This window comes from Neorhizobium sp. PAMB6630, from assembly GCF_058242775.1.
In genome coordinates this window covers 126,293-140,765 of sequence record NZ_JBZAYV010000003.1, presented here as the reverse complement: position 1 = coordinate 140,765, position 14,473 = coordinate 126,293, and the positions used below count along the sequence as shown (strand labels likewise).

Here is a 14,473-nt window from a genome sequence, read left to right as displayed (position 1 = left end):
TCCAGCTGGACGAGGCGACCCGTGTCGCCCACGTCTTCATGCTCAAGCGCAAGCAGCGGGAACGAAACGGCCGGCTGTTGAAGCACGCCTTCCTGCTCGGCGTGTCCTTCATCATGCTTTATCCGCTGTTCTGGCTGCTATCGGCGTCGCTGAAGCCGGAAAACGAGATTTTCGGCAATCTCGACCTCTGGCCCTCGACCTTCAAGTTCGACAATTACACCGCGGGCTGGCATGCGCTGCCGCAGTCCTTCTCGGTGTTTTATGTCAACTCGGCTATCGTCACGATCCTGTCGGTCATCGGCAACCTCATCTCCTGCTCGTTTGCGGCCTATGCCTTTGCGCGGCTGCGGTTTACCGGGCGCAATTTCTTCTTCGCGCTGATGATGATGACACTGATGATCCCCTACCATGTGGTGCTCATCCCGCAATATGTGCAGTTCCTGCAGCTGGGCTGGGTGGATACCTATCTGCCGCTGGTGGTGCCGCGGTTTCTGGCTTCCGACACCTTCTTTATTTTCCTGATGGTGCAGTTCTTCCGCCAGCTGCCGCGCGAGCTGGATGAAGCCGCGATGATCGATGGCTGCTCGCCCTTCAAGATCTACTGGGCGATCATCCTGCCGCTGTCGCTGCCGGCGATGGGCACGGCTTCCATCTTCTCGATGATCTGGGTCTGGGAGGATTTTCTGGCACCGCTCATCTATTTGAACGATATCAAGAGCTACACGGTGCCGCTCGCCCTTCGCCTGTTCCTCGATCAGGAGGGACAGTCCGCCTATGGCCAGATGTTTGCCATGTCGGTGCTCTCCTTGGTGCCCGTCGTCCTTTTCTTCCTCCTTTTCCAGAAATTCATCGTGCGCGGCATTGCCACGTCCGGAATGAAATAAGCGCCGTCGCAGAACATAGGGAAATCAAAATGGCTGGTTTGACACTTCGCAATGTCGGCAAGAGCTACGGCGCACTGCAGATCATCAAGGGCCTCAACCTCGATATCCATGATGGGGAATTTCTGGTGCTGGTTGGCCCCTCCGGCTGCGGCAAGTCGACGCTTTTGCGCATGATTGCCGGGCTTGAGGATATCACCGACGGTATCGTCTCCATCGGCGGCAAGGTGGTGAACGACCTGCCGGCCTCCAAGCGCGAGCTTTCGATGGTGTTCCAGAGTTATGCGCTTTACCCGCATATGAGTGTGCGAAAGAACCTCGCCTTCGGCCTGCAGAATTTCCGCATGCCGCGCGCCGAGGTGGAGCGCCGAGTGGCCGATGCCGCGCGCATCCTGCAGATCGAGCCGCTGATGGATCGCAAGCCCCGCCAGCTCTCGGGCGGACAAAAGCAGCGTGTGGCCATCGGCCGGGCCATCGTGCGCGAGCCAAAGCTCTTCCTGTTCGACGAGCCTCTCTCCAACCTCGATGCGGAACTGCGCGTGCAGATGCGCGCCGAATTGGCCTCGCTTTACGCCCGCCTCGGCACGACGATGATTTACGTGACGCATGACCAGGTGGAGGCCATGACCATGGCAAGCCGCATCGTGGTGCTGCGGTCGGGAAAGGTCGAGCAGGTCGGCACCCCGCAGGAGCTTTATACGCGCCCGCAGAACCTGTTCGTTGCCGGCTTCATCGGCTCGCCAAAAATCAACAAACTTGAGGCAAAGGTGACCGCGGGCGGGCGCGTGGCAAGCGTCGAGGGACTGCCGGATTTCGCCCTGCCACCACTTCCAACCACAGACAACACATTGACGCTTTGCGTGCGGCCAGGCTCTTTGCGCATCGGGAGCGGCGATGTGGTGGGCGAGGGGGTGATCCGGCTTGTCGAATATCTCGGCAACGAGACGCTGTTGCATATCGCGTTGTCCACCGGGCAGATCCTGCTGGCAACGGCCGGCGGTCAGGCCGCCTACCGCGCCGGGCAGACCGTTCCGATCGGCTTTGATCTGGCCGATCTGCATTATTTCGATGCGAGCGGAGAGCGGGTCGAGCCGCGGGCCGCGGCTTTTGCGAACCAGGGCGCATCCGGCGCGAACTGAACCGATTGCAGGAAGAGCGGGCGTCCTCCTCCCGGACGTGAGCGCTCATGAGACGAGGTAGAAGACGTTGAAAATTGCCATTGTTGGGTGCGGCTCCCGCCACCAGATGTTCCGTGACGCCGTCACCGAAGATTATGCCGACCGGCACGAAATCGTCGCGCTCTGCGACAGCAATCCGCATCGGTTGAGCGAAGCGGCAAAACTGGTATCGAAACCCGGCACCAACGGGGTCGCCACCTATCTGGCTGGCGATTTCGACCGGCTGATAACCGAGCAGAGGCCGGATACCGTTGTGGTGGCAACGCCCGATTTCCTGCATGCGGATTATATCGTGCGGGCCTTCGAGGCGGGCTGCGACGTGATCTGCGAAAAGCCGCTGACAATTGATCTGTCGCGGCTCAAAATGATCGTCGATGCGCAGGCGCGCACCGGCCGTCAGGTGAAGGTCACCTTCAACTATCGTTATTCACCGGCCCGCACGCAGATCAAGGAACTGATCTCATCCGGCGCCATCGGCACGGTGACGGCGGTGGACTTCCGCTGGCATCTCGACCGGGTGCATGGCGCCGATTATTTCCGCCGCTGGCACCGCCAGAAGGAAAACTCCGGCGGGCTTCTCGTGCATAAATCCACCCACCATTTCGACCTGTTGAACTGGTGGCTGGGCACGGTGCCGACCGAGGTGCTGGCGTCCGGTCGGCGCGTGTTCTACCGGCCGGAGACGGCCGTCGAAATGGGTCTGCAAAACCGTGGCCCGCGCTGCGCCATCTGTCCGGTTGCCGAGGTCTGTCCGGTTCGACTGGATCTGGCAGCCGACGAGAAGCTGCGCGCGCTCTATCTGGAAGCCGAGCACGAGGACGGTTATTTCCGCGATCTTTGCGTGTTCGATGAGGAGATCGGCATCGAAGACACGATGCAGGCCCATATCCGTTATGCCTCTGGCGTCACCGCCAATTATACGCTGACGGCCTATTCGCCGTGGGAAGGGCTGGAGATCAAGTTCCAGGGCACCAAGGGCGAGATCACCCATCGGCATGTGGAAGTGCATGGTGTGTTCGGCGGCGTGCGCGACCATGCCGATGATGACGCGATCACCACCGAGCTGCATCTTGCCGGCGAGCGGCCAAAAATGCTCGACGTGCCGAAGGCGCAAGGCCAGCACGGTGGCGCAGATCCGGTGATGCTCGGCTATATCTTCAACCCCGAGGGCATGGAGCCCGACAGATACGGTCGCGCATCCGATCACGTGGCGGGCGCCTGGTCGATCCTCACCGGCATTGCCGCCAATGCCTCGATTGAAAGCGGCTCGCTGGTCAATATCCAGTCGATGCTGCGCGCCCGCAACATCCGCATCTGACGTCCGCGCCAAACCCCGCCTGCACGTTTCGACGCAGCCGCCTGATAAACAGGTGGCTGCGCCTGCCTGTATGCTTCTGATTGCGTGCCGCCGGCGCAACTTGGCCAGCCATTGCCAAATGCCGCCATCCGGCTTCCCCACCATCTCGGCCGTATCCGATGAAGACCAGGATCCGCGTCGTTGCCGGAAGCCGCAGTTTTATTTGCTTTTCCCGTTTTCCGCCTCTTCACCGTGCCGCAGCTTCTTGGAGGTTTGCTCTTTTTGCGCGCGTTATTTTAAAATACTACTAGAGGAAGAATAATTTTAGTTGCCAATCCACTTGAACGAGCATTAACTCTACCTATTGGTGATTTAATGTAAAAATACACCTTTAGGTGTTAAGGGGGCGGAATGGCGAAGCACAGGTTTGTGTGGTGGACCGCTGGCGCGGTCGTGGTCGTGGCGGGTGTGGCCGTGGCGGTGTCGCTTTTGATGGGCGGGGCAGGGCCAAAGCCGGGGCAGGTCAAGGATGAGGCGATGCTCGCCGGCCGCGACCTCAAATCCTTCCCCGCAGCAGATGAGGATTTCTTTGCCGACATGGACGGAGGCTATAAGGGCGTGAAGCTCTCTGACGCCGAGGTGAAGGGGCGCAACAACTGGATCGTCTGGACCGGCGGCAATGACCGGTTGTGGGATGGGCTGACCAATTCTTCCTTCGGCAGCTTTGATCTCCTGAAAACCATTTCCAGCCATCCCGGCCTCAAAGCCACGCGCGACAACCGCTGGGGTTATCTCGGGCTCGTCAACGAACCCTGCTTTACCAAGCCGACGGCGCCCGATCCGGAGCATTTTGGCCTGTGGCTTGATGTACGCGATCAAAAATGCGCCGCCGATCCCTTTGCCAATGCCGATAAATACAAGGGCGTGGCCCTTGGCGGGCGCGGCAAGACGAAAGATCCGAAGACCGGCAAGGTGCTGCCGGTCGGTTCCTATTACGGCGAGCCGACGGGCATTGTCGGCCTGCGCCTGTTTCCCAATCCGGCCTTTGACGAAAAGGCCGCCAAGGACTGGGATGCCGAACGGTATTACAAGGATCCGAGCTATTACAACCGCAAGGATCTCGTGCGGCCCTACCGGGTTGGCATGGGCTGCGGTTTCTGTCACGTCGGACCCGACCCGACCAATTCGCCCGCCGATCCGAACAATCCCAAATGGGAAAATCTCTCTTCGGTCGTTGGTGCCCAGTTCTTCTGGATCGACCGCATCTTCTCCTGGGATGCCGACCAGAAGAACTTCATCTTCCAGCTGGTGCATACGGCAAAGCCCGGCACGCTCGATACGTCGCTGGTCTCCACCGACTATATCAACAATCCGCGCACCATGAACGCGGTCTACCAGACCAAGGAGCGGGTGGAGCTTGGGCTTCGGCTCGGCAAGGAAAAGCTTGGCGGCGGCGGGCTCGACAACAAGCAGTTCAAGGATTTTCCAGGCTATGAGGCGTTTAATGCCACGTACAAGGCGCCGGACACGGTCTGGACGCCGCATGTGCTGAAGGACGGTGCCGATTCCGTCGGCGTGCTCGGCGCGCTCAACCGCGTCTATATCAATATCGGCCTGTTCAGCGAGGAATGGCTTTTACACTTCAACCCGCTTGTCGGCGGCAAGGATGTTTCGCCCATCCGCATCCAGGACGGTCGCAAGAACTCCGTTTACTGGCAGGCAACGGAAGAGCAGACGCCGCTAGTGGCGCAGTTCTTCCTCAACAAGTCCATTGGTGCGCCGCATCGGTTGAAGGATGCTCCTTCGGGCCAGCAGTTCCTGACGACCGACGAGGCGACGCTTGCCCGTGGCAAGACGGTGTTTGGTGAAACCTGTGCCGCCTGCCACTCGGCCAAGCAGCCGGAGTTTCCGGCCGGCGTCGATCCGCGCGACAGTGCCGGGCCTGATTATATCAAGCGCTGGAACGCCTATTGGGCCTATGTCCAGACGCCTGACTACAAGAAGGCAATGGTGGACATCGCGCTTCGCCCGGATTTCCTCGACGGCAATTATCTCTCGACGGAAATGCGCGTGCCGGTGACGCTTCTGGAGACGAATGCCTGCTCGCCGCTCGCCACAAACGGCATTGCCGGCAATATCTGGGATAATTTCACCTCGCAGTCCTACAAGGACCTGCCTTCGGTCGGCACGATCAAGATCAAGGATCCGTTTACCGGCGAGCCGAGGGATTATGCCATGCCGGCCGGCGGTCGCGGTTATACGAGACCGGCAAACCTTGCCAGCCTCTGGTCGACGGCGCCTTACCTCCTCAACAACAGTGTCGGCGATGACATGGGTTATGATAGCCCCAACCCAAGCGCCGACTATCGCGTCAAGGCGTTCGAGTCGGGTATCCGCCAGATGTTGTGGCCCGACACGCGCAAGAAGGATTCGGTCCTCGGCGCAAAGGGCGTCGGCGAGATCTACCGCACGGATGCGACCTCTTACCTGGAAGTGCCGGCCGGTTATCTGCCTGATGGTCTTGCCAAGGTCGTTGGTCCCCTGGAACGCTTCCTGCCGTGGCTGTTCGGCGAGGGTGGCGTCAAGATCGGGCCAATTCCGAAGGGCACGCCGGTCAATATCCTGTCGAACCTCGAACTGCGCCTCGATGAGGCAAACAAGATCCATAATCTCGACCAGGACGTGAAGCTTGTCTCGCTTCTCCTCAAGATCAAGAAGGACCTCAAGGAGCTTGGCGCCAATGCCAGCGATGCCGATGCCATCAAGGTGTTTGCAAACCTCAAGGATCCGCTTCTGGCGCTGAGCAAATGCGCGGATTTCGAGGTCAACCGTGGCCATTATTTCGGCAGTGACCGCGTGCCGAGCATTGGCGGCGTGCCAGCACCGCAAGGTCTCAGCAATGCCGACAAGGAAGCGCTGATCGCCTTCCTGAAGACCTTCTGAACGGGGGCGGGGTGTAACAGCCCCGCCCTTTTTCCTTATCCGGGCAAATTTTGGGGGATGGGTCGATGGCCATGGACAATGTCGCCAGCCGTGACAGCAAAGATTTCGAATATATCGTCGTGGGGTCCGGTGCCGGGGGCGGAACGCTTGCGGCTCGTCTGGCGGAAGCCGGTGCAACGGTTCTCCTCATCGAAGCGGGCGGCGATCCGCGCACGCTGAAAGGGGGTGATCCCGCTTATCCCGGTGAAAACCGCCTGCCCGATGACTATGACGTGCCGGTCCTGCATCCCTTCGCCTCCGAAAACACCGGCATGCGCTGGGATTTCTTCGTCCGGCATTATTCCAGCTCCAAGCTGCAGGAGCGCGATCCGAAATTCGTGCCCGAAGAAGACGGCGTGCTTTATCCACGCGCCGGAACGCTCGGCGGTTGTACCGCGCACAATGCGCAGATCATGGTCTATCCGCACAATGCCGATTGGGACGGCATTGCCGAACTGACCGGCGACGACAGCTGGAACCACCACAACATGCGCAAGATCTTCGAGCGCATGGAAAACTGCCATCACCGCTTCTTTCTCTATCGCTGGCTGGCAAAGCTCGGCATCAACCCGACACGGCACGGGTGGAAAGGCTGGTTGCGGACCGAAAAGGCCATTCCGCTCCAGGCGCTCGGCGATAAAGGGCTCGTCACCACCATTCTCGACAGCGCCGTCAAGGCGGGCAAGGCCCAGCCCAACCGGGAGGAAGGGCTCGAATGGACTGTGCAGGGCCAGGGGGATCCCAATGACTGGCGTCTTGTTTCCAAGAACGCCACCGGCATCCGTTATCCGCCGCTTTCCAACCGCAACCACCAGCGGCTGGGCACGCGCGAGCGGGTGCTGGAGGTGCAGGAGCGTTATCCCGACCGGTTGACGGTGCTTCTCGATACGCTTGTTACCCGCGTCCTCTTCGATGAGCGCAACCGCGCCATCGGCGTCGAGGTGATGCAGGGCACGCGGCTTTACCGCGCCGCCTATAATCCAGCAGCGACTGCGCCTGCTCGCCAGGACATCCTGTGCTCGCGTGAGGTCATCCTGTCGGGCGGCGCCTTCAACACGCCGCAGCTTCTGATGCTGTCGGGCATTGGGCCAAAGGCACATCTGGAGGAGCACGGGATTGAGGTGCGCGTCGATCTGCCGGGCGTCGGCCGCAACATGCAGGACCGTTACGAGGTCGGCGTCGTCAACGAGATGAACACCGACTGGGAAGTTCTGAAAGGCGCAAAGTTTGCCGCCGGCGATCCGCAGTATCAGGAATGGAAAAACCGGCGCCACGGCGTCTATACGACAAACGGCGCCGTCATTGCCGTCATCAAGCGCTCGCTGCCGGAGCGGCCGCTGCCGGATCTCTTCTGCTTTGGCCTGCTGGGCCTGTTTCGCGGTTATTTCCCCGGCTATTCGGCGCTGTTTCCCGCCCATCTCAATTACCTCACCTGGGCAATTTTGAAGGCGCATACGGTCAATACGGCAGGCTCCGTCACGCTGCGTACGGCCGATCCGCGCGACCGGCCGCAGATCGAGTTTCGCTATTTTGAGGAAGGCAATGACGGCAACGGCGCCGATCTGGAATCCGTCGTCGCCGGTATCAAGTTCGTGCGCACCATGACGGCGCCGCTGAAGAAGCTCGGCCTGATCGTCAAGGAGCATCTGCCGGGGGAACAGGTGCAAAGCGACGAGGCGCTGGCGCAATTCGTGCGCGACAATGCCTGGGGCCACCACGCCTCCTGCACCTGCCCGATCGGCCCGCGTGACCGTTTTGGCGTGCTGGCGAGCGATTTTACCGTGCACGGCGTGCGGGGACTGCGGGTGGTGGATGCCAGCGTCTTTCCCCGCATTCCCGGCTTCTTCATCGTCAGCGCCGTCTACATGATCGGCGAAAAGGCTGCCGATGTGATCCTGCAGCAATCCGGCCGCGCCTGAAAGTGGACGCCAGCCCAGATGGAGGGGATGTGATGCACAAGAACCAGACGGCGATGCCGCTCGATACCGAAACCCTGCTGCGGCAGGAGGCATTCGAGATCGAGGGCGAGGTCATTGCCCATAGTGTCGGCGGCGTCGAATTGAACCGCCGACTGAACGAGCTGAACCGCTCGGCCCTTTGCATCTCCGGCGGCGGCATCCGCAGTGCAACCTTTGCGCTGGGCGTCATCCAGGCGCTCGCCACCCATCCACGAAGACCGGGACACGAGCCGGCAGAGCCGCAGGATGCCCTGCTCGGCCGCTTCCGCTATCTTTCCACCGTGTCGGGCGGTGGCTATATCGGCAGCTGGCTTTCCGCCTGGCTCAGCCGCGAAAGTTTTGCCGAGGTGCAGCGACAGCTGACCGAGCGGCCGGAAGGGCCGGATGCGGAGCCCGCGGCCATCCGCGACCTGCGCCGCGACAGCAATTATCTGACACCGCAGGTGGGGCTGACGTCAGTCGATACCTGGACGGCGGCCTCCATCGTGGTGCGCAACCTTGTATTGATCTGGCTTCTGGTCATTTCGGCCCTGGCGGCAGCACTTCTGGTATTGAAAATCGTGCTGGTGGGCATTTCCTCGGTTGGAGCTACAGGCCCTTTGGCCGATATGCCGGCCGCCCGATGGATATTGTTCGGCGGCGGCTTGCTGCTGCTGCTGATCGGCCAGCGCTATACGCTGACCAATTATTCCCGCAGCGATGGCGGCGGTGGCGATCAGGTCCACTTCGTGAGGTTCGATTTGCTGGCCGCCGCGTTTGGTGGCGCCTTCGTGACCACCTGGGCCATCATTCCCATCGGCTGGGATGCAGCGGCACCCTCGACCCCGATTGTCCTTGTTTTTGGGGTCACCATGTTTTCCGCAAGCTTCCTCCTGTCCTTTCCTTCGTATATCGGCCAGCCGCACAATCCCTGGCTTAGGCTTGCCCGCTGGATGGTGGCGGGCCTCGTCTGGGGGGGCGTCGTGTCCGTCGGCCTGATGCTGGTGGTGGATATCGCCTATGCGCCGGCCAGACTTCTGGCACTTGTCGTCTTCGGCCCGCCCTGGCTGCTGATGGCGCAGATCACTGCCGAGACCATCTATGTCGCCGCCACCAGCAGCGAAACCCGCTCCGACGCACAGCGGGAATGGCTTGCGCGCGCCGCAGGCCTTTTTGTGGCGGCCGGTGTCTGCTGGACGGCAGCCGTCGTGCTGGGTGTGCTCGGCTCGCGCCTGATGGACGCCTTGCTGAACGATACGAGCTATGTCTACCAGTCGCTGACCGGTGGCGGTCTTGCGGCAACCGCAGGTGTTGCACTTGCCAGCAGCGGCGGCGATGGGGGTGGCGGCGAGCGCGGGGTGGTGGCCGGATCGCTGGCGCGGTTGCGCAAATTTCTCCAGGTCGCCGGTGGCCAGGTGTTTCTCGCCCTGCTGCTGATCGTTCTCTCTGGTGTGCTTGATTACGTTCTGTTGGGGGGATCGCTGCTGGATCTGCTTCTCGCCAATGCCACCAAGGCGCCTGCCACGGTCAGTGTCGAGGGCACGCAACTCGATACGCTGCTGTTTGGTCGGAATCTGGAGCCGCCGGTCGCAGAAGTCGAAGTGCTGGGGAGGCTTCTTCTGGGCGGAGCCGTGCTCGGGGCGCTTGCATATGTCGTTTCGCGCAGCGTCAACATCAACCGCTTCTCTCTTCACGATCTCTATCGCAACCGGCTGGTTCGGGCCTATCTCGGGGCCACCCACAAGACGCGAAAGCCGAACCCGTTTACCGGCTTTGATATGGATGACAATCCGCCCATGTCTCAAATCTGGCCGCAGGCCAACGCGACGCATGAGCCCCGCGTCTCGCGCCTCTTCCACGTGGTCAACTGCACGCTGAACGTCGTATCCACAAGCAACAAGGCCTGGCAACAGCGCAAGGCGATCTCGTTTGTCGTGACACCGCGCCACGCCGGTGCCGCTTCTCTCGACCCGTGCCCGCGCTGGGCAGGTTATACCGGCCGTTATGCCGGCGCCTACCGGCCCGCGGACAGCTATGGCGGCAAGCAGGGGATTTCGCTCGGCACGGCGATGGCCATTTCCGGCGCTGCGGCCAATCCCAACATGGGCTACAATTCTGCGCCCTCTATCACGCTTCTCTTTGCGCTGTTCAACATCCGGCTCGGCTGGTGGCTTGGCAATCCGGGACAGCCCGGCAAAAACACCTGGCAGCTCAGCGGTCCCCGTCAGGCCATCGTTCCCTGGTTCGATGAAGCTTTCGGGCGCACCACGTCCGACCGCGCCTATATCAATCTTTCCGATGGCGGGCATTTCGAAAACCTCGGCCTTTACGAAATGGTGCGGCGGCGTTGCCGGCTGATCGTGCTGTCGGATGCCGGCTGCGATCCCGATTTCACCTTCGCCGATCTCGGCAATGCCGTGCGCAAGATCCAGATCGATCTCGGCGTGTCGGTGTCCTTTGCCCATCTCGACCAGTTGCAGGCCCGCATTCGCTCGGGAGACAAGCCAAGCGTTGCGCCATACTGCACCGTCGGCCGCATCCATTACGCCGATGCCGACGGGGCGGGTGAGGATGGTTATATCCTCTACATCAAACCAAGCTATCACGGCACGGAAGAGGCCGGAATCCGGGCCTATGCCAACGAGGATGAAAGCTTCCCGCATGATCCGACCGCCGACCAGTGGTTCGACGAATCCCAGTTCGAAAGTTATCGCTCGCTGGGTTTCGAGATCGTTGACGAACTCTTCTCCGGCATCAGCCAGACTGTGCCGGGCGGAGATCTGGAAGCTATCCTGATCGCGCTGTCGCGTACGGAGCAGATCCCGAAAAAGGTCGTGCCGCTTTGCACGGCAAGGGTTGATGCAGCCGCTGCCGAATAAGCTTTGCCGTCAGAAACCGATCACCCGTTCGGCCGTCCAATAGAGGCCGGTGAGCGCGATGGCCGCCGATGCGGGATGAACAAGGCGGGTGCGATACCACGGCCGGTCTTTCCACCAGAAAAGAACCAGCCCGAAGGCAAGCCCGACCACGGCAAGCTGGCCTGCCTCGACGCCGAGATTAAAGGCGAGAACGGCGGCAAGGCGATCCTGTGCCGGAAGCCCCAGTTCCGTCAGCACGCCGGCAAAACCGAGACCGTGCATCAGCCCGAAGCCGAAAACCAGCAGTGGCCGCCACGGCGTCATCTGCCGCACCAGAATGTTTTCGATGGCGATAGAGCTGATTGACAGTGCGATCAGCAGCTCGACGATCGAGGCAGGCAGCGCGATGACGCCCTGAAGCGCCAGCAGCAGCGTCAGGCAATGGGCCACCGTGAAGGCGGTGATCTGTGTGATGAGCGGCCGCACGCGGGTCGTCAGCAGAACGAGCCCCAGCACGAACAGCACATGATCCGGTCCGCCGGGCACGATGTGGGTAAAGCCAAGCAGCAGATACTGCGCAACAAGCCGCGGCAGTGTTTCGGCCGGGTCGGGGGAAAACGGCATTGGCGGGCTCGGTTCGTCACCCTCCAGCCAGACGGTTCGCTCGGACAATTGCAGTGCATAGCGGCTTTTGAGGAGATCGAACTGCCAGATCATCGCTTTGGCATTGTCCGGCATGGCGCCCGCCACCTTCAGCACGAGCAGCGCCGGGCGCGAGATATCCGCCGGGAGTTCAAGGCGCTCGATCTCCACTGTGACGGGCGACGGTGCCGCATCGATGGTGACATGGAAATACGCGGGCAGTTCGACTTCGAACCGCTTGAGAAGGGCAAGCGCCTGTGCCTCATCGAGATCACGGCTGGGCGGCAGCCCCGCCTGAAGTTCCAGCCGGTTGATGAGCGCTGTCGGGGCCGTGGTGAAAAGGGCGGTCCAGGATGCAGCCTCACGCGCGATGATCACCCGGCTTTCGCCGATTTCATGGGCGGCTGAGGTCTGTCCCATCAACACCGAGAAGAGCAGCAGAAGAAACCGCGCGAACGGGAGGATGCAGTCTTTGATCATGGCTGCGGCTTCTGGAATGTGAGGGACGACCAATGACTTTGCCAGTCTTCGCTACGGAACCAGCCGGCCCGTTCCATCCAGACGATCTGCAGCAGCCAGATGCCGCCGCGCGCAAGTGGCAGGGAAAACCGGCCGTTGGTGCCGGTGCGGACGCTCTGCGGGTGGCGCGGGTCGTCCTTTGCTCTTGCAATGAGGAGGCCGCCGGCAAGTGGATCTCCTTGCCAGAGAACTCGGCCACTGACGCCTGGTGTGCGATCCTGCGTTGGATCGCCATCGACAAGGATTTCCAGCCTCTGTCCAAGAGGTTTGCCGCCCAGAAAAGGGTCAGCCGCTGCCCCGCCGAGCAGCGTCTTTGCATGGCGATAGAAATTTTCCCGCCCAGGCTCCAGGCTTTCATGGCGCGTTGCGCGCTCGCGGATCACCCATTCCAGGCCATGGCTTTCGAGATAACGTTCGAAGCGATCGGAGGGCAGGGCGACGGTGCCGCCGGCGCCGCTATAGGCAATGAGCGCGGTGCGCCCGCCCTCTGCTGCGATCATGCCCGCCGGCGACAGGCCGTCTGCGCCGGAGATCGGGCGCGGTGCGCCGTCTCCGATCTGCAGTACAAAGAGATCGGTGGCTCCGGCGCGGCGCGGCGCGGAATCGCCGATGAATTCCTCGCCGACCTTCAGATCGATGGCGACGGCAGCACCGGCGCCGGGGGTAAAGCGCGACGGCTCGATCCAGAAATCATGGGCAGGGGCCGGGCCGGCAACAAGGAGCGCTGCAACAAGGAGCCGCGCTGCACGTTTAAGCGCTGGCCAGGATGCAGGCCAGCGCCCTTTCACCCGCTCAGGTCGTCGCCAGCGCATAAACGTTCCGGATCGCCCGCCAGAGTTCGCGCAGGATGACGCGCAGCCCCTGCACAATGGCCCAGGAGACCAGAAGCAGCAGGATGATGCCGGCCACGATATAGGGTGTCAGCGAGCGGGTGGGAGCCGGTGCCGGCGGCTTTTCCGGCCAGGGTTCGGCGAGATACGGAAACTCCGGCAGAAACGCCTTGTCGTTTTTGGTCGAACGGGGAAAGCCGCCTTCGATGAAGGAAATATCCATCAGCAGGCAGTCGCCTGAAGCGCAGGTCTGCGCCACGACGTCATCGCCGATCAACCTTCCGTTCGGATAACCGGCCGCAAACCGGTCGCTGTAGATCATCACGTCGGGCTGGTTGTCGTATGTGCGCAGGAGAAACGTCGTTTCCATCAGTTCGGCCAGCGCGTTTGACCACCACTGCGTGTTGCCCCTCAGAAAATTGTAGATGTCGTTGGTGCGGGTGGAATGCTCCATCAGCGCCGGCACCTGCGCGCTGGCGGCAACCGTGTTGAGAAAGCCGAAGCGCGGCAGCTGTGTGCGGATGGATCGGCCGACATGGTCGATCTGCTTGCCATCCCTTTCCGTCGTGCCCCAGAGGATAAAGTCCTTCTGGCCCGCGGGAAAAGCATTGCGCGGAATGCTAAACGCCATGGTGATGGCGTTGACGCCGTAAAAGCGGGGAAAGTTGAACGGATCGTCCCGCACGCCGAAATTCGTGCGGATATCGTTGATGTTCTGCAGGCCCTCGTATTCGATGCGCTCAAGGCCCGCCTCATTGTTCAGCCGGATGCGAACCTTGGCATCGGCATGAAGTTTTGCCGGCTCAGCCACCGTTCCGCCGTAGCGGGCGACATCGCCGGCATTGTCGAAGGTGACCGGCGTGGTGAGATCGAGGTTCACCTCGTAGACATAAGGGGAAAGATCGTACGGTGGCTTCGTGCTCAAGGCGCGGCGCACATTGAAGATCAGGATCAGCCGGTCGCCGTCTGGAAAGAAGATGAGGTCGGTAATATTGCTTTCCGGCCCCATCAGGTTGCTCGGATCGGCATGGTCAGAGGCAACCGCTGTCGTTGCCCATCCAAGGCAGGCCATGACGAGGCCTGCCCATAGTCTCCTCGTTCCCGCGCCTGCCGTCCGGCTTGGCCGACGGACCCTCTCCATCCACAGTACCATCTGCCAAAAATACCTGCCCATTCCCGCCTCCAAGCCCCTGAGGAAAATACAGTCAGCAATAGAATGCCGAGTAAAATACCCGCATTGGTAGAATTGCATTAAACATGACACGCTTCAAGGTAGATTTTGTGCCGGACAGCCTGTTGCGTCGCCTGTTGATCGCCTTTCGTTTTGGTCTAATCTGAAGCCAAACGAA

General features: G+C 61.3%; 9 protein-coding genes. 6 read left to right on the top strand and 3 right to left on the bottom strand.

What is annotated here, in order from left to right:
• Positions 1-38: 38 nt before the first annotated feature.
• The 6 genes from AC4CWF_RS26130 (at position 39) to AC4CWF_RS26105 (ending at position 11,154) form a co-directional block, all read left to right on the top strand.
• Entirely contained in the window at positions 39-884 is an 846-nt protein-coding gene (locus tag AC4CWF_RS26130; protein ID WP_491288232.1) for a carbohydrate ABC transporter permease, read from the top strand.
• Positions 885-913: 29 nt separating this feature from the next.
• A complete protein-coding gene (locus AC4CWF_RS26125; RefSeq protein WP_491288224.1) occupies positions 914-2,020 on the top strand; it encodes an ABC transporter ATP-binding protein in 1,107 nt (368 codons plus the stop codon).
• A gap of 67 nt (positions 2,021-2,087) precedes the next feature.
• The gene (locus AC4CWF_RS26120; protein WP_491288222.1) at positions 2,088-3,377 is read left to right on the top strand and encodes a Gfo/Idh/MocA family protein; all 1,290 of its coding nucleotides are present in this window, start codon (positions 2,088-2,090) and stop codon (positions 3,375-3,377) included.
• A gap of 390 nt (positions 3,378-3,767) precedes the next feature.
• Complete coding sequence (locus AC4CWF_RS26115) at positions 3,768-6,299, top strand: hypothetical protein (RefSeq protein ID WP_491288220.1); 2,532 nt, start codon at positions 3,768-3,770, stop codon at positions 6,297-6,299.
• A gap of 65 nt (positions 6,300-6,364) precedes the next feature.
• Positions 6,365-8,257, top strand: coding sequence for a GMC family oxidoreductase (locus tag AC4CWF_RS26110; RefSeq protein ID WP_491288218.1), 1,893 nt, complete (start codon positions 6,365-6,367; stop codon positions 8,255-8,257).
• 32 nt (positions 8,258-8,289) lie between these two features.
• Positions 8,290-11,154: a patatin-like phospholipase family protein gene (locus tag AC4CWF_RS26105; RefSeq protein WP_491288216.1), complete on the top strand. Its 2,865-nt coding sequence runs from the start codon at positions 8,290-8,292 to the stop codon at positions 11,152-11,154.
• A 9-nt stretch (positions 11,155-11,163) separates the two neighbouring features.
• Here AC4CWF_RS26105 and AC4CWF_RS26100 read toward each other — a convergent pair whose 3' ends face one another.
• From AC4CWF_RS26100 to AC4CWF_RS26090, 3 genes are read right to left on the bottom strand one after another with little or no spacing between them, the layout of a single operon-like run.
• Positions 11,164-12,255 (bottom strand): HupE/UreJ family protein, encoded by a 1,092-nt coding sequence (locus tag AC4CWF_RS26100; RefSeq protein ID WP_491288214.1) that lies wholly within the window; start codon positions 12,253-12,255, stop codon positions 11,164-11,166.
• Complete coding sequence (locus tag AC4CWF_RS26095; protein ID WP_491288212.1) at positions 12,252-13,106, bottom strand: DUF4198 domain-containing protein; 855 nt, start codon at positions 13,104-13,106, stop codon at positions 12,252-12,254. The genes AC4CWF_RS26100 and AC4CWF_RS26095 overlap by 4 nt, the downstream gene beginning before the upstream one ends.
• The gene (locus AC4CWF_RS26090; RefSeq protein WP_491288210.1) at positions 13,087-14,196 is read right to left on the bottom strand and encodes a hypothetical protein; all 1,110 of its coding nucleotides are present in this window, start codon (positions 14,194-14,196) and stop codon (positions 13,087-13,089) included. Before AC4CWF_RS26090 ends, AC4CWF_RS26095 begins: the two co-directional genes overlap by 20 nt.
• Positions 14,197-14,473 lie beyond the last annotated feature (277 nt).

Coding starts and splice junctions, on each gene's coding strand:
- AC4CWF_RS26130 (WP_491288232.1), top strand. CDS start 39: ATGCTCAAGCGCAAGCAGCGGGAACGAAACGGCCGGCTGTTGAAGCAC.
- AC4CWF_RS26125 (WP_491288224.1), top strand. CDS start 914: ATGGCTGGTTTGACACTTCGCAATGTCGGCAAGAGCTACGGCGCACTG.
- AC4CWF_RS26115 (WP_491288220.1), top strand. CDS start 3,768: ATGGCGAAGCACAGGTTTGTGTGGTGGACCGCTGGCGCGGTCGTGGTC.
- AC4CWF_RS26110 (WP_491288218.1), top strand. CDS start 6,365: ATGGCCATGGACAATGTCGCCAGCCGTGACAGCAAAGATTTCGAATAT.
- AC4CWF_RS26105 (WP_491288216.1), top strand. CDS start 8,290: ATGCACAAGAACCAGACGGCGATGCCGCTCGATACCGAAACCCTGCTG.
- AC4CWF_RS26100 (WP_491288214.1), bottom strand. CDS start 12,255: ATGATCAAAGACTGCATCCTCCCGTTCGCGCGGTTTCTTCTGCTGCTC.
- AC4CWF_RS26095 (WP_491288212.1), bottom strand. CDS start 13,106: ATGCGCTGGCGACGACCTGAGCGGGTGAAAGGGCGCTGGCCTGCATCC.
- AC4CWF_RS26090 (WP_491288210.1), bottom strand. CDS start 14,196: ATGGCCTGCCTTGGATGGGCAACGACAGCGGTTGCCTCTGACCATGCC.